The sequence below is a fragment of the Sulfurimonas sp. C5 genome (genome assembly GCF_029872055.1).
Taxonomy (GTDB): Bacteria; Campylobacterota; Campylobacteria; order Campylobacterales; family Sulfurimonadaceae; genus Sulfurimonas.
The window spans coordinates 785312-810055 of record NZ_JARXNQ010000001.1 but is presented as its reverse complement, the minus strand read 5'-3'; the positions used below and the strand labels follow the sequence as shown (position 1 = coordinate 810055).

The window sequence follows — 24744 nt, the reverse complement described above, 5'->3', positions numbered from 1 at the left end:
TTATGGGACATGAACATCATCACCATCACCATCATGAAGTAAACAATTACAACTTTGCTTTTGCGGTAGGTGTTTTACTCAATATTGTTTTTGTCGTCATTGAGATAGTTTACGGACTATTATCAGATTCTTTGGCACTTGTTGCTGATGCAGGGCACAATTTTAGTGATGTACTGAGTTTACTGCTTGCATGGGGAGCTAGTCTCTTAGCGGCAAAGTCGGCGACTCTTAACAGAACTTACGGTTTTAGAAAAGTAACTATTTTTGCATCGTTAATCAGTGCAATTTTATTATTGTTCGCACTTGGTACTATTACTATAGAAGCATTTCAAAGATTTTTCGAACCAAAACCTGTTGAGAGCATGACGGTAATTATTGTTGCTCTTATTGGATTTGTAATAAATGCCGTAACTGCACTGCTTTTTGTAAAAGGGCAAGAACACGATCTCAATATTCGTGGAGCTTTTTTACATATGGCAGCGGATGCGGCAGTATCTCTTGGCGTTGTTGTTGTTGGGATCGTGATGATGTATACAGATTGGAACTGGTTGGATCCTCTTGTAACCTTACTGATTGTCGGTGTCATTCTTATAGGGACATGGCATCTTCTTCGTGATTCGACGGCATATGCTTTGGACTTTGTTCCAAGTAAAATTGACACTGAAGCGATTAAAAAATTTTTACAGAACAATGAAAAAATAGAATCATTTCATGATCTTCATATATGGGCTTTGAGTACAACAGAAATAGCATTAACGGTTCACCTTGTAGTGTATGATGAGAATATAGATAATAGTTTTTTACATTATCTGCATCAAGAGCTGCATGACCACTTTCATATAGGACATGCAACAATACAGGTAGAATCCTCTAAAGATTCTTTGCTTTGTATTCCAAATAAAAAATGTCAACATTAGATTTTAAGTAAAAAGGTAAAGGTTTTGACTGCTGATATTCATATATTTAAGAAAGTTTTGATTGCTATAGTTATAGGAGTTTTTACATTTTTTCTAGGGACACAGTTTTTTAACCATACACAAAGTCTTTTACTTGGAAATATAGCTTTTTTGGTTACGCTATGGACAAATGAAGCTCTCCCTTTAGGAGTTGTTTCACTTTTACCGATTATTCTGTTTCCTTCCTTTGGATTTATTTCGACAAAAGAAACTACAATCAATTATGCACACCCTATAATTTATCTGTTTTTAGGGGGATTTTTACTTGCAATTGCCGTTGAAAAAACAAAGCTGCATATACGCATAGCAGATAAGATTTTAAATGTCTTTCCTGATACCCCAAGAGCTATGATACTTTCACTTGCTATCACTGCAGGCTTATTAAGTGCTATACTTTCAAATACTACGACAACTTTATTGCTGATTACTATCGCAATTTTTATTACTACAAACGAAAAATTAAAATTACGTTTTGCACTTGCTATTGCATATGGGGCTAGTATAGGCGGTATTTTAACTCCTATAGGTACACCTCCAAATCTGATATTATTAGGAATTATGCAAAACAACGGTATGGAAATGATACCGTTTATGCAATGGATGGTCATGGTCGCACCGTTATGTGTGGTTATGATCATTGCTATGAGTTTTTTACTCAGTATGGGCGTGCAAGATGTAAAAGTAGAACGTAATATAGAACTTCCTCCTTTCTCTGTAAAACAAAAAAAAGTAAGTTTTTTGCTATTGACTTTGATTCTTCTATTAATTGTTAATGCACCGATCAAACCGTATTGGAATGGGCTGGGGCTTAGTGAAAGCGGTATTTTATTGGGATTTGGTTTGATCCTTTTCATTCCTCCGTTTAAGATCCTTGACTGGATTGAAGATCACAATAAAATTCCTTACGCAATTATCATGCTTTTTGGTGCAGGATTTTCGATTGCAAAAGCATTTGTTGCAACGGGGTTAGCAGATGCAATAGCATCTTACATATTGAACATGACACACTTTTCACCTATTATATTGCTTTTTAGTATCGCTTTTATAATTACGTTTGCGACAGAGATCACTTCCAATACGGCACTAATATCTATTATGTTACCGGTGATCTATTCAGTAAGTGAACAGGCAGGAATCAATACGACACTTTTTATGATGGTAGCTACTATATGCGGATCATATGCTTTTATGCTTCCGATTGCAACACCACCTAATGCCATAGCAATGAGTAGCGGAGTTGTACATGTAAAAGATATGATCCGTTATGGAATAGTACTCAATCTGCTTGGAATATTTTTTATTGTAATGATTGCAGAATATTTTTGGAAAGGTGTATTTTTTAACTAAAATCTGATAAGATTTGAAAAAATATAGAGGTGGAATAGAAATGGTAGTTCATATAGTTATGTTTAAATTCAAAGAGGAAAATAAAGCACTGAATTTAGCAAAGGTTCAGGCAAAACTTGAAAAGTTAGAAGAGTTGATTGACGAACTAAAAACTATAGAAGTTGGGATCAATTTTACCGAAGCTGACAGAGCAATGGACCTCTCTTTATATTCAACATTTGAAACTCGTAGAGATTTGCAGGCGTATGCTGTACACCCTGAACATCTAAAAGTGGTAGAACTCATTAAAGAAGTGACTATAGAGTCAAAAGTAGTTGACTATATTTTAGAATAGTTGACGAATAAATAAAATAAAAAACAGACTTAAAACGTCAAACTAATTGAAAATTATTTATCCGTTCTTTAAGTTTCTGTGTTAATATGTGGAAAGTTAATATAGAAAGGATATTGAATGAGTAAAGTTACAGGTGAACCGACATTAGAAGGTATTGATGATTACAATACTTTAAAAGGTGAAAAAAAGAAAATTGTTTGGGCAGTGATAATAGCAGGTCTTATTATAGGATCGGCTTATGTAATTGCTTCAAAAGTTTTTACAAATGCTGAAGACAATTTACCGGTTCAAGAATCAATCAAATCTATTCCCGTTAAATAAAAGGTAGTTAATGTTAACAATGATCATTGGGATCTATAGTATATATGTACTGATCTCTATCTATACAAGTATTATGCAGATTGGTTACATCAATCAGGCAAAAAGACAAGAGGCAGTATTATTAGCTCCTAGTGAATTTTTAAAAGCAGGAAACTATGCGGTAGCGAAAGAAAAGCTTTCTTTATTAAATACGTTTGTAGAGTATTTTATTTTTTTGGCTTGGATTGGCTTTGGTATAAGCTACTTAGCAGATGAGTTATATTTTCTTCAAGAAGAAGCTTTTAAAAACATAGCTGTAGTTATGGGCTTCATTTTAATCAACTACATTGTTTCACTCCCTTTTGGATACTATGAAAAGTTTGTATTGGATCAAGAGTTTGGATTTAACAAATCAAGCTTAGGACAATGGATCAAAGATACTCTAATCTCTTTCGTTATGATGATACTTTTTGGTTCTTTAGTCGTTTGGGGTGTTTATTTAATCATGAGCAGTTTTGAGTTATGGTGGTTATGGAGTTTTGTATTTATATTTACGGTCATTGTTTTAGTAAATATGCTCTATCCGACATTCCGGGCAATGTTTTTTGATAAGTTGACACCACTCAAAGATGAGAACTTGGATGCAGAGATCAAACGTCTTATGGATGCAACGGGTTTTGTAAGTTCAGGTGTATTTGTTAGCGATGCTTCTAAACGTGACGCAAGACTTAATGCTTATTTCGGCGGTTTTGGAAAAGCAAAAAAAGTTGTTTTATTTGATACGCTTTTAGAAAAACTCTCTACAAAAGAGTTATTGGCAGTACTTGGGCATGAACTTGGTCATTTTGCTCATGGTGATGTCTATAAAAATATCGCTATGCTTGGTGTAATGTTATTTGCGATGTTTGCAGTATTTGGCAATCTCCCTGAGAGTTTATACCTTTCACTTGGACTTTCTCAAGAACCGTATGTCGTCATGATATTATTTGTTCTGTTTATGCCGATTCTTGGGTTTTTAATGATGCCGATAATGGGATATGTAAGTAGAAAGTATGAATATGCAGCAGACAAAACGGGAAGTGAGCTTGGCGGCAAAGGCGGTGAAATTGAACTTGCCAATGCACTGGTAAAACTGGTTGCTGAAAACAAAAGTTTTCCCCTTTCACATCCTGTATATATCTTTTTTCACTATACACATCCTCCTGTTATTGAACGTCTAAAAGTGTTGGGTATGGATATTAAAGGAATAGATACTAATGCTTTAGAGGGAAAATGCGAAGCAAATATATAGTTAGAGAGCTTTTAAAAACTGTAAGCGAGACTCTTAAAGATATTGAGCGTGCACAAAGAGAAGCACAGCTACTTTTAAACTTCTATCTTGAAAAAGATGAACTTTGGCTCATTACTAATCAAAATAGTGAAGTGGAAGTTGGAGAAGAGTTTTTTGCTTTGGTTGAGCGCAGAGCGAAAAATGAACCTTTGGAATATATAACTAATCAGGTGAGTTTTTACTCTGAAGAGTTTTTTGTGGATGAGGGTGCTTTAATTCCCAGACCCGAAACTGAACTCTTAATCGATGAAGTGATAAAACGCATAGATAAAGATGAAAAACTAACTTTTGTAGAGGTTGGAGTAGGGAGTGGCATTATCTCTGTTATGCTTGCCCGTCACTTTCAAAATGCAAAATTTATCGCAGTTGATATATCTGAAAAAGCTTTGGCGGTAGCAAAGAAAAATATTACAAAGTTCAATCTACAAGATCGCATAGAACTGCGTCACGGTTCATTGCTTGATAAGGTAGATGAAACTATTGATTATCTGGTGTCAAATCCCCCATATATTGCAAATGATGCAGCCTTAGAGAGCAATCTCTCTTATGAACCTCAGAATGCTCTTTTTGGAGGGGATATCGGAGATGAAATAATTCAACAACTGCTTGATGAAGTCTTAAAACGAGAAATTAAATTTTTTAGTTGTGAGATGGGTTATGATCAAAAAGATAAAATACAAAACTATCTGAAAAATAAATCTTATGAAAGTTTAGACTTCTACAAAGATTTAAGTGATTTTGACAGAGGTTTCACTTTAAAGGCATTACAATGAACAAGAGAAATATCTATTTAGATTTTAGTTATTTATTGGTATTAGCAGCAAGTTTCGGCGGTGTTTTGGCACTTGGTGCTATAGTTGCTCCCGTTATTTTCAATACAGACAAACTATTAATGGGAATTTTACTAGATAATTATAATGCCGGAATTATCATGGGTGAGATCTTCCGTAGATTTTCTTACTGGATCTACTTCTTAGCTGCATATGTTGTGGTATATGAAGCGTTAATGTACAAACAGGGACAACGCGATAATATTGTTTTAGTAAGTGCTTTTTTAACAGTGGCTACATCATTGATGTTCTCAGCCGTATATGCACCAAAAATTTTAGCTATGCAGTCAATCGGATCTGAAGCTACACAAAGCGATACATTTGCAAACATACATATTGCAAGTGAAATAGATTTTAAAATCTTGGCTGTAGCTTTAGTAGTATTATTTATTCGCCGTTTGATGCTGCTTCGTCTGGCTTAACAGATATTTAACACTTTTTAGATAAAATCTTTCCACTTTAATACAAGAAGTGGAAAAAGATGCCTTTTTTTAAAACCTTACTTTTCTTTTTATTATCAATATCATTATTTGCATCATCAAACTATTCAACTGCTGTGAAAGAGAAAAAGATCTATCCTATGGGGAAAATGATCTATGAAAAAAAATGTCAAGAGATTGATCTTACATTGTACAGCTCTTATGAACGTTTATTCCAATCCCTAAAAGATACAACTTTGTGTCAACGGTTAAATCCAAAACATCTTGAAGCTGTTGCTTTATATCTCTGGGATGTAAAAAGAGTAGCATCGACTCATCAGCATTTTGAAAAATTGAAGGTCTCAAAAGAGGAAAAATGTCCGGTTTGCGGTATGTTTTTATATAAGTATCCGTCTTGGGTCGCAAAAATCGAGTACAAAACAAAAGAGTACTATTTTGATGGGAACAAAGACCTGTTTAAATATTATTTTGAGCATAAGACAGAGATTAAAAATATTCTTGTTCCCGATTATTATACGCAAAAAACGCTTGATGCGACAAAAGCATTTTTTGTGATCGGAAGTGATGTTTACGGTCCGATGGGAAATGAACTCATTGCCTTTGAAACATTAAAATCGGCAAAAAAATTTCTTCTTGATCATAAAGGGGAAAAAATACTCTCTTTTGATGAAATTAATGAAGATATGGTGTACTCTCTAGATGATTAGTTTTAATTCACAGCTCTTTTTCTATGCAGTGCAGTCACTCTTTCGTTTCTTTTCGAAAAATCTTTTTATCGTGATCATCTATACACTCTTAGTGATGTTGCTCTCTACGTTATTTCTTATCCAGACAAGTATAAAAACGGTAGTAATTTCTGAGACGGAAAATTCACCTGATATTGTGGTACAAAACCAAAAAGCTTTACAGGCAACTACCATGGATGATCATAAACTTGATAAGATACTTGAATTTTACGGTGTAAGTGACGTACTTGGAAGGGTATATGGTCACTATGATTATAAACAGGCTGATACAGTTTTTACAATTATAGGAATCGATCCTTTTGAGACACAAAAAAAGCTTTATATAAGTGAACTTTTAAAACAAAACGATTTAAGCTCAAATAGTATGTTTGTATCGACACAATTAAATTCAATCTTTCAAAGACATTATTACACTGAGTATTTTAATTTCGTGAAACCCTCTTTAGATCTAAAGCAGATGAAGTTTTCCCGTACATTTGAATCTCAAGAGTTAGATAAACAAAAGCTTTGTCTTATGTGTAAAGAGGATGCAAGAGAGATTTTCGCTTATAAAGCTGATGAGATCACGGATGTGGCAATTTATCTTTCAAATCCAAATGAATTAATGAGCGTGATCACAAAACTGCAGCAATTGTATCCGAATGCAAAGATTATTACAAAAGAGGATGAAAAAACAAAAGTTGAACACCTTTTTGATTATGACAGCGGAGTTTTTATTACACTCTTTACAATTGCAGTCTTTACCTTCTTTATGATTATTTTTGACAAGACAAACGGTGTCAGCAGCTCTGAAAAAAAAGAGATAGGGATCTTAAAAGCATTAGGATGGAGAGTTGAGGATATCTTACGTGTAAAACTGTATGAAGCAAGCATAGTCTCTTTATTCTCTTATATTTTAGGGGTATTACTGGCTCTTGCATATCTTTATCTTTTTGACGGGTATTATATTCGGGATATTTTCTTAAATATCATTAATGTATCGGCTATCGAGTCGCTTGATATTACACTCGATATAAAGGCTTTGGCAATAGTATTTTTCTTGAGTGTACCTGTATATATTGCTGCAACGCTTATTCCTTCATGGAGAGTTGCAACACGTGATGCTGATGAGGTGATGAGATGATTAGCTTAATAGATATCAATAAATCTTACAAAGATAAACATGCTTTACAAAGTATCAATGTAATATTTAAAGAAGGAGAACTTGTCATTTTAAAAGGAGTGAGCGGAAGCGGTAAGACAACTATCCTTTCACTCATCTCAGCTATGTTAAAACCGACTTCAGGGGAGGTTATAGTAGATGGGAAGAAGCTTTCTAAAATAGCGGATCATTTTGCCAGTGAATATAGACGTGACAATATAGGGTTTATTTTTCAAAAATACAATCTTATTCCGGATATGAGCGTAGCAGACAATATCTTGCTGCCTCTACGACCGCTAAATTTACCAAAAGAAGAATTGAGTGATAGACTGGAGAAAGTCCTGGTTCAGTATAAACTTGAAGAGTTCAGTGCTACGATGTCTCAAAACCTTTCAGGCGGACAGCAGCAACGTGTAGCAATTGCGAGAGCCATTATAAATGATCCAAAGATCATTTTGGCAGATGAGCCGACATCAAATTTGGATAGAGCTTTGTCTTTAGAATTTATAGAGCACCTAAAGAGATTAAAAGCTGTAAATAAAACTATTATTATCGCAACCCACGATCCGCTCTTTTTTGAACTAGATTTTATCGATCGCATAATAGAGATCGAAGACGGACAGATAATAGAATGATTTTTACACCTGAAATACTCACTATCTATATCTTAGATATTTTATTTTTAGGTTTTGCTTCGATTGCCTTTTATTACAGTTTAAAAATAGCACTGAACTACAATCGCAATCAAAATACACCATTACAATATGACCTTGAAAAAAAGAGCTATTTAGCTTCTACTATTATCAAGTTTATTCTCTTTATTAAAATTCCGATGTTTGTTTTTTTTGTTTTTACTCTTGATAAACTCTCAAATATCCTTGTTGGTGCAATGTGTGCAGCAGGTGTGGTAAATGCTACGGAATATGGAGTACCTCTGCTTATTTTAAAGATGTTAAATCTCTATCTCTTTGCATTTTGGATCACTTTAAATAGTGAAGATATGAAAACAGAGGAGCAGAGATATTTTAAAGCCAAGTTCCTTTTATTTCTTATTGCATTTGTATTTTTAGTGATAGAGATTATTGTAGAAATTTTGATGTTTTCAAGTATAGATATTACTAGTGTTGTTGATTGCTGCGGTGCAATTTTTTCAGTAACTGATACGACTTATATCTCTGAAATATTAGCTAAAGAAAAGTTCCTTACAATTCTTTTTTATGCAAACTTTGCCGTTTTGGTTGTTACTTACTTTATGAAAAATAGGATTATATATGGAGTATTTAGTTTTTCGTTTTTGATTATAGCACTCTTGTCTCTTATCTCTTTCTTTGGAACATATATCTACGAATTACCAACACACCATTGTCCATTTTGTATGCTTCAAAAAGATTATATGTATATTGGGTATCTTTTATATATCTTCTTATTTTACGGAACGTTTTACGGTATCTCTTTAACGTTCTTAGAGTATGAAGAAAAAGAGCTGCAAAGAAGGTTTTTGCTCTCTTTATGGCTGAACATCGCTTACATTATTGCTATAAGTTATTATCCACTTGCTTATTATATTAAAAATGGAGTATTCCTTTAAAAATAAGTGAACAAAAATAATTAAATCTTATTAAGTTTAGTTTTTATATAATTAAAAATTCGACAAAATAATAGGAGGCTCTTATGGAAAAAGGTATATTCACATTAGTTGTCTTTTCTTTAATGATGATATCTTATGTTATGTTTTTTATAGAAAGACCTAAAAAGCAAAAAGCAGAAAGCGTACAACTTGTCAGAACTGCGCAGCAAACTCAAGTGATTCAAAAAAATCCAATTGATTAGACTATTATTTGTGAGAAGCGAGAGTAGTTTATCTATTAGGTCCAAACTTATCATTCCACCATTCTTGCGGTGTATAAGTTGCCTTTTTTATCGTCTCTTCATCAAACGGATATTCAAAGTTTTCACAGTAGTTTAAAATAGTTTCATATGCTTCATTGATCTGCATACTCATTTTAGTAGCTTTATCTGGATCATCCCTATGTTTATCAGGATGCCATTTTTTCATGAGCAGTTTATATTTTTGTTTGATTTCTTTTAGAGAGGATTGTTCACGAAGACCAAGGAGTGATTTGGCCTTCATGATTTTTTCAAAGGAGTTCAAGCTAGCTTAGTCTTGTTGTTTTCTCATATATGCAGGGATATCAAGGTAGTCACCGTCTAACTCGCCACCTACAACCATACGAGGAGTGATTCTAATTTTTGGAGCCATTGATTCTTGTGCTTCAAAATTAGTATTATTTGTTGATTTTTCTTCTTCAGTTTTATCAAAACCAGTTGCTACGATAGTGATTCTTACATAATTTTCCGGTAATGTTGCATCTGTTGAAGTTCCCCAGATAACATCAGCCTCATCATGAGCACTTTCATGTACGATTTCCATCGCTTCAGACATATCGATAAATGAAAAATCAGGATGAATTTTGAAGTGAACAAGCACACCCATTGCACCGTTGATTGACATATTATCAAGTAACGGAGACTCAATTGCTGCTTTAATAGCTTCATAAGCTGCATTTTCACCTTCATGCTCACCAACACCCATCAGTGCCATACCTTGGTGACTCATTACAGTTTGTAAATCGGCGAAGTCAAGGTTGATATCGTTGTCACCACTTGAAAGGATAACACCTGAAGTACCGCTTACCGCTTGTGCTAAAACACTGTCAACGATTTTAAAACTCTCTTTTAAACCTAGACGTCTGTCGATGATAGATAAAAGTTTGTCATTTGGAATAACAACAATTGAATCACTTTCTTTTTTCAGCTCAGCTAAACCTGCTTCAGCAAGTTGTAGTCTTTTTTTACCTTCAAATTTGAAAGGTTTTGTAACAACTGAAATAGTTAAAGCTCCAACTTCTTTTGCGATTTGTGCAACAACAGGTGCAGCACCAGTTCCTGTCCCACCGCCAAGACCTGCAGATATAAATACAATATCAGCACCTGTTAAAGCGTTTCTGATCTCGTCATAGTTCTCTAATGCCGAATCACGACCAACTTCAGGTTTCATACCAGCACCCAGACCTTTTGTCAGGTTTGCACCGATTTGGATCTTTGTCGCAGATGAATTTTCGTTTAACACTTGAGCATCAGTATTAACAAGCATCATTTCAATACCGCCAACACCTTCGTTCAGCATATGACCGATCATATTACCGCCGCCGCCACCAACGCCGACAGCAATTATTCTTGCACCGCTTGGGTTTTGTACCTCTTCAACTATAAATGGTTCCATTCTCTCACTCCTTTAAAATAATTGCGTAGCCCAATTCCAGAATTTGCTAACAGCACTAGCTTCATCGCTTTTTTTCTCTTTTGTTCCCTCAAGGTTCACCATCTTGGTTTTTTCCTCCTCTTGTTCAGCTACAGGAACACTCTCATTAATTGTTCTGTTAAAGTCAACACTTACAGATGAAGTAGGTTCTTCATTTGAGTGTCTAACACGTTTGTTAACATCAATTTCATAAGGTGTATAAGGAGCAGCCGAGAACATTACAAGGCCAATGGCACTTGAATATTCAGGTTCAATAAGTCCTTCAAAAAGACCATCCATCTCCATAGGTTTTGCTAAACGAACAGGTACTGAACCAAAAGTTGCAATCGCCAGATCACGAATCCCTTCCATTTTTGAAAAACCACCAGTAAGAACTACACCTGCGCCAATTTGATCTTTCAAACGAGAATTTTCAATAAATTGTGCAAGGATCATAAGTGTCTCTTCAACTCTAGCAAAAATAACATTATGAACAACTTCTAAAGAGACTTCATGTGTTGTATTTTCATCACCGATAATCGGTAGTTCAATCAAATCGTTACTTGGAGTTAAAAGTGAACCGAAATCAAGTTTTACTTTGTCTGCTGCATTAAGCGGTGTATGTAATGCCATAGAAAGGTCACTAGTCACGTGCTTAGAACCAACACCTAAATACTCGTTATATCTGATTGCATTTCCTGAATAAATAGCAATATTACTTGTTTCAGCACCCATATCAATTACTGCTGCACCTAACTCTTTTTCATCTTCGTTAAGTACTGCAATTGCCGAAGCATAAGAATTTAATACAATGTTTTCAACTTCAACTCCTGCACCGCGTACTGCTTTTTTCAGGTTGTTTAGGTTTGATTTTTGCGTTGTAATGATGTGAGTTTCAACTTCTAAACGAGAAGCATTCATCCCTAGCGGATCTTCGATAAAGTCCTGATCATCAACTTTAAAGTTATATGGTAATGCGTGAAGTACTTCATATTCGTTAGGAATATTTGCATTATAAAGAGAAGTATGCATAACACGTTTAATCTCATCAAAACTGATCTCTTTTGATTGGATATTGACAATACCGTTAGAGTTTAAACTTTTTGTGTATGCTCCCGAGATGGAAACGATAGCACTTGTAGCAGTTGAACCAGATACACGTTTTGCATCTTCAACGGCTGTTTTAATGCTTCTAGCTGCAAGTTCAATGTTTACAATGCTACCTTTTTTCAAGCCCTGGGCTTTCGTGGTACCTGCACCTGTGATAGTTATAGAATTGTCATTTGCTATATCTGCAGTTATAGCACAAATCTTTGTCGAGCCAATGTCTATGGCTAAAACGCTTCTACTCAATTTAGAGTCCTTGGATAAATATCTCAGTTTTGTATCTGCTTTGTAAAGTTTTCATTAAACCTTCACTGAAGATACCCGTCTTTAATCTAGCTACCACATTAGCCTGATCATTATTTGATTTTTCAAGCAACTTTTGTTCCAAAATATCATAAAGAACAATTTTTCCACTTTGTAAAGTTATAAAACTACGTTTTTTATCAGATTTGAAAAGTTTTTGTAAAAACTCCATATTTTCACCATCTGTTAAAGAATCTAGCTTGTCTGTTGATTCAATAGTTAAAAATTTAGAAGTTTCACCTTTGAAAGTTTCAACAGAGTGGTTTGCAAGTTCAAGAATTTTCTCTTTTTTCTTTTGATCTAAGTAGAATGGAATTACTAAAGATTTTGCTTCGGCAAAAGTTTTCGGTGTTGCAGGATTTACGTTAACAAGTTCAAAACTGTAGTAGATACCGTTAACTTCAATAGGTTTGATAAAAGGTTTTGTCATAGCCGTTGTTGCAAGTTTTTGTAAAACTTCAGAGTTAAATGGATTTTTTCTCATTGAAACTGTTGCTTCACCTACAGGTGTATTTGCATCAAGTTTCCCATTTTTATAATCAACAAATGCTCTTAAAGCCGCTTTTTTTGTAGCAGCTGCATTGAGTTCTGTTACAACTGCATCTTTTGCTTGAGCTAGTTCTAGCAGTTTTCCCTCTTTATCTTTGAAATGTGTTTTATTCTCTTCATAGTATTTAGAAATTGTTGCTTCATCATATGTGTCTGTAACAGCTTCTTGTTTAATAAATTTTATATCATAACTTACATCAGTCATGAATTTATTTTGCATTGTTTGCCAAAATGCTTTTAAATCATCTTCTTTGATATCTATAACGATCTCTTCAGGAGATAATACTTTATACTCGATCTTATCTGAAATACCAAGTAAAGTATCTAAAATTTTCGATTCGTTTTTACTCGGCTGTACTTTTAATAAAGAGATTGTTTTTTGAATAAGAAGTTCTTTTCTTAGCTCTTGTTCATATTCAGCAATGCTAAGTCTGTTTTGTGATAGAACCTGTTTATAAACTTCTTTATCAAATACACCGTTTTTATAGAAGTTTTTATCTTGTTGAAGTTGTTCATATAATTCTTGATCACTAATACTTAAATTGTATGATTGTGCTAAATTCACTAAAAGTGCTTGTTGTACAAGTTGTTGTAATGCTTGTTTTTGTAGTCCGAATTGTTTTGCTCTCTCTTCGTCGAAGTTACCTTGGAACATTTGTGCATATTGTTGGTAAAGTCTTGAATAAGATTTTTGAAGTTCTCCCATAGAGATTTCAACATCGCCTACTTTGGCAACTGCTCCGGCTTTATCTCCGTAACTATATTGACCCCAACCGACAAATCCGGCACCGACAAATGCGATAGTTGAGACCCAGATAGTAATAATCAGCCACTTTTTGTGTCTTTGCATCCATGTAATCATTAAAGAATATCCTCTTGGTGTAATTTGCGATATTTTATGTAATTAGAGCTTTAAACTTGATAAAGAAACAACACATCGATATAATTTTGTTATGAAGAATGAAGAATTAAAAAATAGAGACCTAGAAGTACTGTGGCATCCGTGTACACAGATGAAAGATCACGAGGTTTTACCTCTCACACCTATAAAAAAAGCTTATGGCGTATACTTAGAAGATTTTGAAGAAAACAAATACATAGATGCAGTGAGCTCATGGTGGGTAAATCTTTTTGGACATACAAATAAATATATCAATGAAAAGATTAAAGAACAGTTGGATACTTTAGAACACGTTATTATTGCAGGTTTTACACATGAACCTGTTGTAAGGCTTTCTGAAAGACTTGTAAAATTGACACCGAAAGGATTAGATAAATGTTTTTATGCAGATAACGGTTCCTCAGCTGTGGAAGTGGCACTGAAGATGAGTTATCATGCAAATCTTAATGACGGGAAAAATAAACCTCTTTTTGTTTCACTTACAAATTCTTATCATGGAGAGACTATTGGAGCACTGAGTGTTGGAGATGTAGAACTTTACAAAGATACATACAAACCGCTTTTAATCCAGTCTGTTCAAACACCTGTACCAAAAGATACTACTATAGAAGCAGCTCGTGAAGCGGCACAGCAGTTTGAAGAGTTATGTAAAAAAAGAGCAGAGGAGATAAGTGCCATTATATTAGAGCCTCTTATTCAAGGAGCAGGGTATATGCATATGTATCATCCTGAATTTTTGGTACTTGTTCGCGATATATGTGATCGCTATGATATCCACTTAATTGCAGATGAAGTTATGGTCGGTTTTGGAAGAACTGGGGAGATGTTTGCCTGTGATGTAGCAGGAGTGTCACCTGACTTTATAGTTCTTTCAAAAGGTTTGACAGGTGGATATTTACCACTTTCAGTAGTGCTAACATCTAATGAGATCTATATGAAGTTTTATTGTGACTATAATGAGTATAAAGCATTTTTACATTCCCATTCATACACGGGAAATGCACTTGCATGTGCTGCTGCAAACGCGACACTAGATATTTTTGAAAATGAAAATATTATAGAAAAAAACAAAGAACTGTCAGCTTATATGGCTAAAAGATTGGAAGAGTTTAAAGATTTAGAGAATGTCGATCATGTCAGACAAAGGGGAATGGTATGTGCGATCGAACTCAAAGGCTACACTGCTGAAGAGAGAATAGGGCTTAAAGTGTATCAACACGGTTTAAAAAATGGTGTACTACTTCGTCCTCTAGGGCATATCGTATATTTTATGCCGCCGTATGTTATCACTCAAGAGGAGTGTGACAAGATGTTTGATGTCGCTTTAGAAGCGATTAAAACGCTTTAAGTTAGTTGTCGTCCAAGATATTATTTGTATCAAGCATTAAAAGTCTGCAACTTTTTTCCAGAATGGCAAGTTTTTTTGCCATTTCGTGGATATCTCTGTTATAAGCATATACACCATAACCGCGAATTACCATAATATTTGTTTTATGTGTCTGGAAATAGTATGGAATTTCAGAACGTGCACGATCGTACCAATCTTCAAACTGTTTTGGATCATAGATAGGAATATTACCAAGTACTTTATGCCCGAAATAATCTTTTGGAGAAATGATGTTATGATAAAGTGAATAGGCAGTTGTAAATTGCGGCATTGAAAAACAAATAAATTTAGCATCTGAAATTTGTGAGTATATATTGTGATGGATGTCGGCATCAATACTTGCCTGATGCCAGCGGTAATCTTTTTTAAAATATAGTTCAATTAGTGAACCTTCATCAAGATCATCAAAAACAGCTTCTTTCGTATTAATCAAAAAACGTCCCGATTCGGTTTTAGCCGACATAGAACCGTGATAAATACCGAAGAAGTCCTTTCTAAACATAGAAAGAGACAAAGAAGCAAGCTTACGTTTAAGATGATCTTTATTCATTATGAGACCTTTATTTGAACCAACTTTTCATTTTATCGATGACAGAATCAAGCACACCTTCATGTGGTTTTGACTCTACACCAAAAGATTCTTGGAGTTTATTAAGTAATTCTAGCTGTTCATCACTTAATTTATTCGGATATTGGATATTTACAACAGCAATTAAGTTTCCTTTACCGTGTCCGTGAACATCTTGTATACCTTCACCTCTGAAAGTATAGCGTTGTTTGTCACGAGTTCCATATTCAAGCTTAAGCTCCAGCTCACCTGTTAGTGAAGGGATTGTAAGCGTATCACCTTTAACGGCTTGTGTAAAAAACACAGGTATTTCAATGTAAACATCGTTCTCATCACGAATAAAGTGCTTATCCGGTTTCACATCAAAAGTAACGTAAAGATCTCCGCGGTTACCTTTTTTACCTATATTCCCTTTTCCTGAAACTCTTAGACGATTACCTGTATCTATCCCTGCAGGGATTTTGATAGTTACACTCTCTTTGACAGTTTTGTAACCATCTCCTTTACATGTAGTACACTTATCAGTTGCAGCACTTCCGCTTCCTTGACAGTGTGGACATGTTTGAGAAAAGGTCATAAAACCTTGTTGCATCAATATCTGACCTTGACCTTTACAATGTGGACATGTTGAAAGTTTACCGTCTTTTGCACCAGTACCGTTACAGTCACCACATGCATCTTTATACGAGTATGATACCTCTTTTTCACAACCGAAAACTGCTTCTTCGAAAGTGATTTTCATATCGACATTCATATCAAGAGGGTATTTGTCCATATCTGCAGGATTTCTTCTTCTTGAGCGTCCTCCGCCAAAACCGCTGAACATCTCTTCAAAAATAGCACCAAGGTCATCAAAACCACCTGAAGAACGAGAGCCTCCTCCCATCCCTTGAAGACCTTCTTTACCGTATCTATCATAGATACCTCTTTGTTGGTCATCGCTTAAACATTGGTATGCTTCATTACAAAGTTTGAACATATGTTCAGCTTCAGAGTCATCCGGATTTTTATCTGGATGATATTTTTTTGCCATTTTTCTATAAGCTTTTTTGATTTCTGCCTTATCTGCAGTTTGCGAAATTTCTAAAATCTCATAATAGCTTAACTCTTCCATTTTTATCCTATTTCATACTTTTTGAACGAATTATACCGTCTTTTCCTAATGTTAAATTGATACTAAAGTCGCATATTTTGCTATAATCCATTTTATGAAACGAGCTATTATTTTTATTTTGATTACAATATCATTTTTTGGATGTACAACTCAGCCTAGAGTTGAAAAACCTCAGGCTATGCAAAAGAGTAGTTTTGAAAACTTGCCAGATAGTTTTGAAAATGAAGATTTCAATTCAGTTTTAGAGCTTTTTAAAAATAATTGTCAGACAAAAAGAACATTGAAAGTTTATCCTCAGTTATGTAAAAAAGCAGAAGATGTTAACAACTCTAAAGAGTTTATACTGCAAAACTTTCAACCGTATCAATTAAACAATCAAAAAGACGGAAGTGATGAAGGGCTCTTAACAGGGTATTACTTGGCAAGTATTCATGCTTCGCTTGAAAAATCGGATAAGTATAAGTATCCTGTATACGAGACACCTACTGATCTGGTAAGTGTTGATCTCTCTACAATTTACCCTGAATTAAAACATTACAGACTACGTGGCAGATTGGTTGAAGGTAAAGTTATCCCTTACTATACAAGAAAAGAAGCTGCTAAATTACAGGCACCAGTACTATGTTACTGTGATTCTAAAATCGATAAATTTTTCTTGGAAATTCAAGGTTCAGGAAAAGTATATTTAGATGACAACAGTACTATGTATATAGGGTATGACAATCAAAACGGGCATAAATATAAAGCGATAGGTAGATATCTAATAAAATTGGGTGAGATAGAGCCTGAAAATATTTCAATGCAAAGTATACGTAGATGGTTGGAGTTACATCCAGAGCGTATAGATGAGGTTTTAAACTATAATAAATCGATGGTTTTCTTCAAAGAAAAAGAGCAAGGAGCAATAGGAGCATTGGGTTTGCCACTGACACCTATGCGTTCAATTGCTGTGGATCGTCGTTATATAAAGTTAGGAACTATGGTATACTTAGATGCTGATTTGGAAGATAAGAAGATCAGTAAAATTGTATTTGCACAAGATACGGGTGGAGCTATAAAGGGTAGTGTAAGGGCTGATTTTTTCACAGGATTTGGAGAAGATGCTCAAGCTATAGCAGGGAAATTAAAAGCTCCACTGAAAATGTGGGTATTTTTACCAAAAGAGGGAAATAAAGAGGAAAATGAATAGCTCATTAGAAAAGTTTAATCGTTTAGTAGATGCTCTGCAAGAACTTCCCACAATAGGTAAAAAGTCTGCAACCAGACTTGCATATTTTATGATTATGAACGATACATATGCAGGTATGAAAATTGCACATGCCATTGAAGATGCGCTCGGAAGTTTAAAAAAGTGCAGAGTATGCGGTGGTATGAGTGAAGATGAAATTTGTCATATCTGTTCAGATGAAAATAGGGATACGACACTTTTATGTATGGTGGAAAATGCAAAAGATATTTTACTTTTAGAAGAGAACGGACTGTTTGATGGGAAATATTTTGTTCTTGATTCACTTGAAGAGTTAAGTCTCTCACATCTTGAAGATATTATTCAAAACGGGGTGGAAGAAGTACTTTTTGCACTTACACCTTCTATTGCCAATGATGCAGTTATCTTATATATAGAAGATAAACTGAGTTCTTATAATATTAGTTTTTCTAGAATTGCTCAAGGGGTACCTACAGGTGTAAGTTTAGAAAATATAGACTTACTTTCTTTAACAAGAGCACTAGAAGATAGAGTGAGGGTTTAAAATGAAATATATTGTTTTCTTATTGTTACCGATTATGTTGTTAGCACAAGCTGAGGAAAAAACTGAAACATGGTTTAAAGGTTCTAGTCTTGAAGCATATAAAGTAAATTATATATGTCCATTATCATATACAGACCATAAATATAAGTCTTATTTAAATGATACAAAGTATCACAACACAGAAGTTGAGGTACAGTTTAGTATCAAATATAATATTGTAGATAATCTTTTAGGTTTAGGTGGTAAATATTATCTTTCATATTCCCAACATGCTTTTTGGCAGCTTTATACAAATTCAAAACCATTTAGAGAGAATATATATAATCCGGAAGTATTTGCTAGGTATGATATAAAAAATGAAGATATTCCTAATCTCAAAACATTGCAAATAGGATATGAACATCAATCAAATGGAAATCCAAATACTACATATACTACAGTTGATGGTCAAAGAATACAAAATATTTCAAGAGGAATCAATACACTATATGCATCTTTTGGTTTTGCACATAAAGAACTCTATGCAGATATAAAAATTTGGTATCCTATTTTTTCATTGGATGATAATCCGGATATTATGCATTATATAGGATATACGGGTATTGGACTGAAATATTTTTATAATGATCAAGTTTTCTCTTTAAATGCAAGAGGAAATTTAGCAACTAAAAAAGGCTCAATAGAAGCTGCTTATTCTTATCCTATTGGTCGTTCTGTAAATTTATATACAAAATTTTTTAGTGGATATGCAGAAACCCTAATTGATTATAGAGAACACTTAAATAAGTTTTCAATAGGATTTAGTTTTTCTAGATAAATTTTTAGTAGAGAAAGCTTTTTGTCATCTCTTGTTTGATAGCTTCTTTATTTAATGAATGGTTGGTAAAAAGTTCATTTGCTAATACACCTTGTCCTAAAAGCATATCTGCACCGTCTTTAAAAGGGATGTTTCTCTCTTTTGCGAGTTGTAAAAAAGGTGTCAATTTTCCGTAAATGGCATCTGCTGCATAATTTGTATGTTCTAAAATAGTTTCAATCATCTCTTTTGGTGCTGGAAGATTATCATCTGAAAGGCCTGCACTTGTTGTATTAACAATGAGATCGAATTGTTGAGCAGTAAAACTATCCCAAGAGAAAATTTTACACCCTATCTCTTGAAAATAAGAAAGACGCCCCACAGAACGATTTAAGACACTAACATCTAAAGATTCTTCCAAAAATTTCTGTGAAAGAGCTTTTGCAGTACCGCCGGCACCAATGATAAGTACTTTATTGATATTGCTAAACTCTTCTATACTGAACATAAATCCATCAGCATCCGTGTTATAGCCTATCAGTTTACCATTTTCATTAATAAGGGTATTGACTACACCAACTTTTTTTGCAAAACCACGAACTTCATCACACGCTTCGTAGGCTGCTTCTTTATGAGGAACGGTTACATTTGCACCGCTAAGACCTAAATCGAAAAAAGTTTTTTTGAGCTCTTTACCGTCTAGTAGATGTGTGCGAGTATAGCATGCTTTGTAGTTCAAATTCTTAAAAACACTATTGTGCATTAAGGGACTGCGAGAGTGTGAAACTGGGTCACCGAAGATAGAAAAAAGCTGCATTAGTTTTTGTCTAAGTCTTCTAGTGAGTGGATTAGTGCACCAAGTTTGTTGTTAACTTCAAGATATTCAAGTTCATCAACACTGTCAGCTACAACACCGGCACCTGCTTGTAGCACTACTTTATCAGGTTTTACCAATGCTGTTCTAATTGTAATAGCACTGTCCATATTACCGTCAAATCCAAAGTAACCTATACTTCCGCTGTAAAAACCGCGTTTAAGACCTTCAAACTCTGCAATAAGCTCCATTGCACGAATTTTTGGAGCACCAGTCATAGTTCCGGCAGTGAAAGTAGCCATAAAAAGATCAAACATATCTTTATCTTCTTGGAGTTCTGCTACAACGTCAGACACTATATGCATAACGTGTGAATAGCGTTCAATATGCATCATATTTTCTACTTTTACCGTACCTGTTTTTGCAACACGGCCTACATCATTGCGTCCAAGATCGATAAGCATCAAGTGCTCAGCAAGCTCTTTAGGGTCGGCTAACAGTTCCTCTTCAAGCTCTTTATCACGCTCTTTTGTCTTTCCACGTTTTCTTGTTCCGGCAATTGGGCGAAGAAGGAGTTCACCTTCATCCAGTCTAACCATCACTTCCGGAGATGAACCTACAATGCTAAAATCCTCATACTCCATTAAAAACATATACGGAGAAGGATTTTTCGCGCGGAGAATACGATAAAAACTAAAAGGATCTACCTTGATATTTCTTGTAAAACGATTTGTCATAAGGATCTGAAATACATCACCCGATTTAATCATTTCACGAGACTTTTCGATCATTTCAAAAAACTCTTCTTTTGTATGGGCAAAAGAGCCTTTGTCATTTCCTATATTAAAAACTCTGTGCTTATAAACATATGTAGATTTTAGATGCTCTTCAATTTCAGAAAAATTTTGAGCATAGCTATCTAGTGTAGAAATTAGAGTTACCTTGTTGTTTTTATGTGAATAGATCAGTACCATTTTTGGCAGGATAAGGTCTAAATCAGGAGTTTCAAGCTCATCTTTTAAATTATCCATATAAGGTTTGAGAACTGGCTCAAACACTTTTACCATATCGTAACCAATATAACCGATAAAACCGTCAACATAACCAATATTTAACTCTTTGGCAGTTTCTTTGTATATTTCAGTGTCTATTTTAGAGTAATACTCTTTTAAAAATGTAAAAGGATTTTCATCTTTTGTATGTATTACACCTTGAGCATCAGTATAGATAGTTTGATTATTGTTATATTGCAGTCTTTCTCTCGCACCTATACAGATAAAGCTGTAATTGCCTTCACTTTGGCTTGCACTTTCAAAAAGATATGTAATTTCACCCTGAAATAGTTCTTTGATCTTTGAATAGACCGCTATGGGTGCTAGCTGGTCTAATGTAAACTGTTTATTATGTATCAATTTCTAGCCTGTAAAAATTATTTTAGTTTTACTAAAAATGCGCCCGGTTCTACTTTAGAGCGTAATATTCTTCTAGCATCTCTAGCTTCTTGTTCTGTTGTAAACGGTCCTACAAGCACTTTGTTAAGTGTTTTACCGTTAATTGTTACTTTATGATAAGTATATTTATAACCAAGTTTAGTAATTGAAGTTAAGAATTTTTGATTTGGTTCATATTTCGTAAATGAGCCTACTTGAATATAATATGATGTTGTAGCAGTAGTTTTAATAGGTGTAGTCGTTGGAGCTGGTTTTACAACAGGTTTTTGTTCCTGAACTTTTGGCTTAGTTTGTACAGGTGCCGGTTTTGTTGCAATGTCTTCTTGTGATTCCTCTTTTAGCTTTTGAGCAATTTTATCAAGATCGGCATCGTCTACATTCCCATCTTCTACAACTTCTACTTCTTCAAAAAGTGGTTCTTCTGTTGCTGTAGATTTGTCTGTTATATTGTCATTTTCTTCATCTGTAAGCATTTGTTGCGGTTGTGGTGGAATAACAGCTTGAGGTGCACCGTTAACACTATCCGAACCACATGATTTCATAAGTGTCACAACAGCAATAAGTATGATCCCTAATGTTGCGATAGCAAGCACCATCTTTTTGCTAGAGCTTGAAGAAGAATTTTTATTTAAAACAATATCACTTAGTTCATTATTTTCGTTCATGATTTTACCTCAATAAGTATTTTGTTGGTTTATGATACCAAAATTAGAATAAATAAACAAAATGCGTAGCATTTCTTACATATGTTTAGACCAAGATGCTCCACGCTCTTTGGCATATACTTCATATGGAAGTGTCAGAATATTATATTCATCAGGCATATCGTTATTTGGAAACATTCGCCACTGTTTTGGTTGTTTTGCTGCAAGTTTCATACTTAGCATTTTACCAAGCTGAATGGCTTCTTGCAATGTTGTATGCCCTTTATGGATATACACATGCAGATGCCCCTCGGTTTTTGTTTTGTATGCTGTGAAATTTATAAAACCTTCTTCACGGAGAAGAAGTTGTGTTTTATGATAAAATCTTTCTGGATCTCGGCCATTGTAATCGATCACAATATTTTCTACTTTATTGTGCTTATTTACTAAAGAATGGGCAACCGTAATTTCACCTTTTAGATGTCTGTTAATTACCGATTGTGAAAGGAGTTCATTTACTTTTTCAAATTTGTTATAAAAAGTACGCCCTTTGAAACTAATCTTGTCCACTACTGTATCTCTTTTGATCCAGTAGTGGTCAGTGACCATTTTTATAAGTTTAAGATCCATTGCAGTCATATTAATGCCTGATTAATATGTTGCTTGATTATAAATTACAAAGTTACGTGCTAAAGCTGTTAATTCTTCTTTTACTTTTGCTTGAAGATCAGTGTTGTTAATGTCATCTAAAACATCAGCCATTTTATTTGCAATAATTTCAAACTCTTTCTCTTTCATACCGCGAGAAGTAAGAGCAGGTGAACCTACACGAATTCCTGAAGTAACGAATGGGCTTCTTGTTTCACCTGGAACAGTGTTTTTATTTACAGTAATACCTGCATTACCAAGAGCAGCATCTGCATCTTTACCGCTGAATTCTTTGTTTAAAAAGCTTACAAGTACTAAGTGGTTGTCAGTTCCGCCACTTACAACATCGTAACCGCGTTTGATTAAAACTTCAGCTAAAACAGCAGCATTTTTCTTTACTTGTTTTGCATATTCTTTCCACGCATCACTTAGGTTGTGTTTGAAACCAACAGCTTTTGCAGCAATTACATGAACAAGTGGTCCACCTTGAAGACCTGGGAAGATAGCAGAGTTTATTTTTTTAGCAATATCTTCATCATTTGTCATAATCATACCACCACGCGGTCCTGCAAGAGTTTTGTGTGTAGTTGTTGTAACAACATCAGCATAAGGGAATGGGCTAGGGTGTTCACCAGCTGCTACAAGTCCTGCAATGTGTGCGATGTCAGCGAATAGGATAGCACCAACTTCATCAGCAATTTCGCGGAATTTTTTGAAATCAATTTCACGAGCATAAGCAGATGCACCACATACGATAATTTTCGGTTGAGTGATTTTTGCAATATCTAGTACTCTTTCATAATTGATTCTACCGTCTAGTTCAACACCATATGTAAAAGAGTGGTAGTTTTTACCAGAGAAACTTACTTTAGAACCGTGAGTTAAGTGCCCACCATGGCTTAAATCCATCCCTAGAATTTTATCACCGGCTTGTAAAAGTGCTGCATAAACTGCACCGTTAGCCTGGCTTCCTGCGTGTGGTTGTACGTTTGCAAATTTACAATTAAAAAGCTCACAAGCTCTATCGATTGCTAACTGCTCAACACCGTCAGCATATTCACATCCGCCGTAATATCTTTTTGCAGGATAACCTTCAGCATATTTATTTGTGAAAACGCTTCCCATAGCTTCCATAACTGCTGGAAGTGTAAAGTTCTCAGATGCAATCATCTCTAAATGGTCAGTTTGTCTTTCTAACTCTTTTTCACATAGGTTGTATACTTCTTCATCAAACTCTTTTAAAAAGCTCATACTCTCAAATTCCTCTTATTATAAAATTGTCACGATTATACAAAAAATATCATAATAGAGTTCTGAATGTAGGCTTGATATTAGATATTAATATTTATAAAGGTTAAAATGTGATAACATCCTCTCGTAATACAAAGGAAGGAAGAAAAGTATGATAAAAAATATACTAGCGGTTATAGGTGCTTTAGTATTGGTAGCTATGATAGGATTTTATGCAATGTTCGGCTCGAAAGTTGCTTCACTACATCCAAAAGCAATGCCTGCATTTATGGCTATGTTTGACAATATTTTAACAAACGGTGATCCTGCTCGTGCAATGATGAAAACTTGGGAAGTTCAAGAGGGTATCAGTGGAGACGAAGTAAAAGAATCTATCGAAGCTCTTACTGAAGAGTACAATATGAGACTTACAGGTTATGTAAAAATGTATACAAAAGAGGATGCTGCTCCTGATGAAGTAAAAGAAGCAAGAATTTACTCTTTATGTAACTTAACAACTGCAAAAGTATTTCTAAACTATTCACAATGGTATGGTGGGTTTATGCCTTGTAGAATTATGTATATCCAATATGGAGATGGGCATGCAAATCTAATCAGTATGGATATGACTCTTGCAATTTATGGTGGTAAGCCGTTACCTCCAGAGATGCTTGAAGCTGCATTAAAAGTTAAAGAAGCGATGGAGATGGTTCCAGAGCGTGCTGCAAAAGGTGACTTCTAAACGAAGTCCCTTTC

Annotated in this window: 28 protein-coding genes; 17 read left to right on the top strand and 11 right to left on the bottom strand. The window is 34.5% G+C overall.

Annotation, left to right across the window (positions count from 1 at the left end):
* Positions 1-2 precede the first annotated feature (2 nt).
* The 12 genes from P6N22_RS03980 to P6N22_RS03925 all read left to right on the top strand — a co-directional run bounded on the left by P6N22_RS03980 (position 3) and on the right by P6N22_RS03925 (position 9254).
* Positions 3-917 (top strand): cation diffusion facilitator family transporter, encoded by a 915-nt coding sequence (locus tag P6N22_RS03980; RefSeq protein WP_280330375.1) that lies wholly within the window; start codon positions 3-5, stop codon positions 915-917.
* Between the two features lie 24 nt (positions 918-941).
* Entirely contained in the window at positions 942-2303 is a 1362-nt protein-coding gene (locus tag P6N22_RS03975; protein WP_280330373.1) for a DASS family sodium-coupled anion symporter, read from the top strand.
* 13 nt (positions 2304-2316) lie between these two features.
* Entirely contained in the window at positions 2317-2637 is a 321-nt protein-coding gene (locus P6N22_RS03970) for a Dabb family protein (protein WP_348542134.1), read from the top strand.
* Between the two features lie 117 nt (positions 2638-2754).
* Positions 2755-2958 (top strand): hypothetical protein, encoded by a 204-nt coding sequence (locus tag P6N22_RS03965; protein WP_280330371.1) that lies wholly within the window; start codon positions 2755-2757, stop codon positions 2956-2958.
* A 10-nt stretch (positions 2959-2968) separates the two neighbouring features.
* Positions 2969-4228: a M48 family metallopeptidase gene (locus tag P6N22_RS03960; RefSeq protein WP_280330369.1), complete on the top strand. Its 1260-nt coding sequence runs from the start codon at positions 2969-2971 to the stop codon at positions 4226-4228.
* Positions 4210-5040, top strand: a complete 831-nt coding sequence (gene prmC, locus P6N22_RS03955; RefSeq protein WP_280330367.1) for a peptide chain release factor N(5)-glutamine methyltransferase — start codon at positions 4210-4212, stop codon at positions 5038-5040. The genes P6N22_RS03960 and prmC overlap by 19 nt, the downstream gene beginning before the upstream one ends.
* Positions 5037-5519 (top strand): DUF4149 domain-containing protein, encoded by a 483-nt coding sequence (locus P6N22_RS03950; RefSeq protein ID WP_280330365.1) that lies wholly within the window; start codon positions 5037-5039, stop codon positions 5517-5519. The genes prmC and P6N22_RS03950 overlap by 4 nt, the downstream gene beginning before the upstream one ends.
* A gap of 59 nt (positions 5520-5578) precedes the next feature.
* Entirely contained in the window at positions 5579-6244 is a 666-nt protein-coding gene (locus P6N22_RS03945) for a nitrous oxide reductase accessory protein NosL (protein ID WP_280330363.1), read from the top strand.
* On the top strand, positions 6237-7406 hold the full coding sequence (locus tag P6N22_RS03940; RefSeq protein ID WP_280330361.1) for an FtsX-like permease family protein: 1170 nt from the start codon (positions 6237-6239) through the stop codon (positions 7404-7406). The genes P6N22_RS03945 and P6N22_RS03940 overlap by 8 nt, the downstream gene beginning before the upstream one ends.
* On the top strand, positions 7403-8059 hold the full coding sequence (locus tag P6N22_RS03935; protein ID WP_280330360.1) for an ABC transporter ATP-binding protein: 657 nt from the start codon (positions 7403-7405) through the stop codon (positions 8057-8059). Before P6N22_RS03940 ends, P6N22_RS03935 begins: the two co-directional genes overlap by 4 nt.
* Positions 8056-9012: a hypothetical protein gene (locus P6N22_RS03930; protein WP_280330358.1), complete on the top strand. Its 957-nt coding sequence runs from the start codon at positions 8056-8058 to the stop codon at positions 9010-9012. Before P6N22_RS03935 ends, P6N22_RS03930 begins: the two co-directional genes overlap by 4 nt.
* Before the next feature lie 83 nt (positions 9013-9095).
* A complete protein-coding gene (locus P6N22_RS03925) occupies positions 9096-9254 on the top strand; it encodes a hypothetical protein (protein ID WP_280330356.1) in 159 nt (52 codons plus the stop codon).
* A 28-nt stretch (positions 9255-9282) separates the two neighbouring features.
* Here P6N22_RS03925 and P6N22_RS03920 read toward each other — a convergent pair whose 3' ends face one another.
* The 4 genes from P6N22_RS03920 to P6N22_RS03905 are packed head-to-tail and all read right to left on the bottom strand — an operon-like array spanning position 9283 to position 13546.
* On the bottom strand, positions 9283-9555 hold the full coding sequence (locus tag P6N22_RS03920) for a J domain-containing protein (RefSeq protein WP_280330355.1): 273 nt from the start codon (positions 9553-9555) through the stop codon (positions 9283-9285).
* Positions 9556-9582: 27 nt separating this feature from the next.
* Positions 9583-10707 carry a cell division protein FtsZ gene (ftsZ, locus tag P6N22_RS03915; protein WP_280330353.1) on the bottom strand — a complete coding sequence of 375 codons (1125 nt, stop codon included), beginning with the start codon at positions 10705-10707 and terminating at the stop codon, positions 9583-9585.
* A 12-nt stretch (positions 10708-10719) separates the two neighbouring features.
* Positions 10720-12078 carry a cell division protein FtsA gene (gene ftsA, locus P6N22_RS03910; RefSeq protein ID WP_280330351.1) on the bottom strand — a complete coding sequence of 453 codons (1359 nt, stop codon included), beginning with the start codon at positions 12076-12078 and terminating at the stop codon, positions 10720-10722.
* Position 12079: 1 nt separating this feature from the next.
* On the bottom strand, positions 12080-13546 hold the full coding sequence (locus tag P6N22_RS03905) for a peptidylprolyl isomerase (RefSeq protein ID WP_280330349.1): 1467 nt from the start codon (positions 13544-13546) through the stop codon (positions 12080-12082).
* A 91-nt stretch (positions 13547-13637) separates the two neighbouring features.
* Between P6N22_RS03905 and P6N22_RS03900 the strand changes: the two genes are divergently transcribed.
* Complete coding sequence (locus P6N22_RS03900; RefSeq protein WP_280330347.1) at positions 13638-14933, top strand: adenosylmethionine--8-amino-7-oxononanoate transaminase; 1296 nt, start codon at positions 13638-13640, stop codon at positions 14931-14933.
* A 1-nt stretch (position 14934) separates the two neighbouring features.
* Here P6N22_RS03900 and P6N22_RS03895 read toward each other — a convergent pair whose 3' ends face one another.
* Both P6N22_RS03895 and dnaJ read right to left on the bottom strand, forming a co-directional pair.
* Positions 14935-15522, bottom strand: a complete 588-nt coding sequence (locus P6N22_RS03895) for a class II aldolase and adducin N-terminal domain-containing protein (RefSeq protein WP_280330345.1) — start codon at positions 15520-15522, stop codon at positions 14935-14937.
* 10 nt (positions 15523-15532) lie between these two features.
* Entirely contained in the window at positions 15533-16654 is a 1122-nt protein-coding gene (gene dnaJ, locus P6N22_RS03890; RefSeq protein ID WP_280330344.1) for a molecular chaperone DnaJ, read from the bottom strand.
* Positions 16655-16748: 94 nt separating this feature from the next.
* On the opposite strand from dnaJ, the gene P6N22_RS03885 reads away from it, so the two are divergent.
* From P6N22_RS03885 to P6N22_RS03875, 3 genes are read left to right on the top strand one after another with little or no spacing between them, the layout of a single operon-like run.
* Positions 16749-17843 (top strand): murein transglycosylase A, encoded by a 1095-nt coding sequence (locus P6N22_RS03885; RefSeq protein WP_280330342.1) that lies wholly within the window; start codon positions 16749-16751, stop codon positions 17841-17843.
* Complete coding sequence (gene recR / locus P6N22_RS03880; protein ID WP_280330340.1) at positions 17836-18405, top strand: recombination mediator RecR; 570 nt, start codon at positions 17836-17838, stop codon at positions 18403-18405. Before P6N22_RS03885 ends, recR begins: the two co-directional genes overlap by 8 nt.
* A 1-nt stretch (position 18406) precedes the next feature.
* Positions 18407-19222, top strand: coding sequence for a phospholipase A (locus tag P6N22_RS03875; RefSeq protein ID WP_280330338.1), 816 nt, complete (start codon positions 18407-18409; stop codon positions 19220-19222).
* Positions 19223-19226: 4 nt separating this feature from the next.
* On the opposite strand, the gene P6N22_RS03870 is transcribed toward P6N22_RS03875, so the two are convergent.
* The 5 genes from P6N22_RS03870 to P6N22_RS03850 all read right to left on the bottom strand — a co-directional run bounded on the left by P6N22_RS03870 (position 19227) and on the right by P6N22_RS03850 (position 24009).
* Positions 19227-20018, bottom strand: coding sequence for a shikimate dehydrogenase (locus P6N22_RS03870; protein WP_280330336.1), 792 nt, complete (start codon positions 20016-20018; stop codon positions 19227-19229).
* Entirely contained in the window at positions 20018-21427 is a 1410-nt protein-coding gene (locus P6N22_RS03865) for an anthranilate synthase component I family protein (RefSeq protein WP_280330334.1), read from the bottom strand. The genes P6N22_RS03870 and P6N22_RS03865 overlap by 1 nt, the downstream gene beginning before the upstream one ends.
* 17 nt (positions 21428-21444) lie before the next feature.
* The gene (locus P6N22_RS03860; protein WP_280330332.1) at positions 21445-22131 is read right to left on the bottom strand and encodes an SPOR domain-containing protein; all 687 of its coding nucleotides are present in this window, start codon (positions 22129-22131) and stop codon (positions 21445-21447) included.
* Between the two features lie 75 nt (positions 22132-22206).
* Positions 22207-22749 (bottom strand): DUF1882 domain-containing protein, encoded by a 543-nt coding sequence (locus P6N22_RS03855; protein ID WP_280330330.1) that lies wholly within the window; start codon positions 22747-22749, stop codon positions 22207-22209.
* Between the two features lie 12 nt (positions 22750-22761).
* The gene (locus tag P6N22_RS03850; protein ID WP_280330328.1) at positions 22762-24009 is read right to left on the bottom strand and encodes a serine hydroxymethyltransferase; all 1248 of its coding nucleotides are present in this window, start codon (positions 24007-24009) and stop codon (positions 22762-22764) included.
* Positions 24010-24160: 151 nt separating this feature from the next.
* Between P6N22_RS03850 and P6N22_RS03845 the strand changes: the two genes are divergently transcribed.
* On the top strand, positions 24161-24730 hold the full coding sequence (locus P6N22_RS03845) for a DUF302 domain-containing protein (protein ID WP_280330326.1): 570 nt from the start codon (positions 24161-24163) through the stop codon (positions 24728-24730).
* Positions 24731-24744 lie beyond the last annotated feature (14 nt).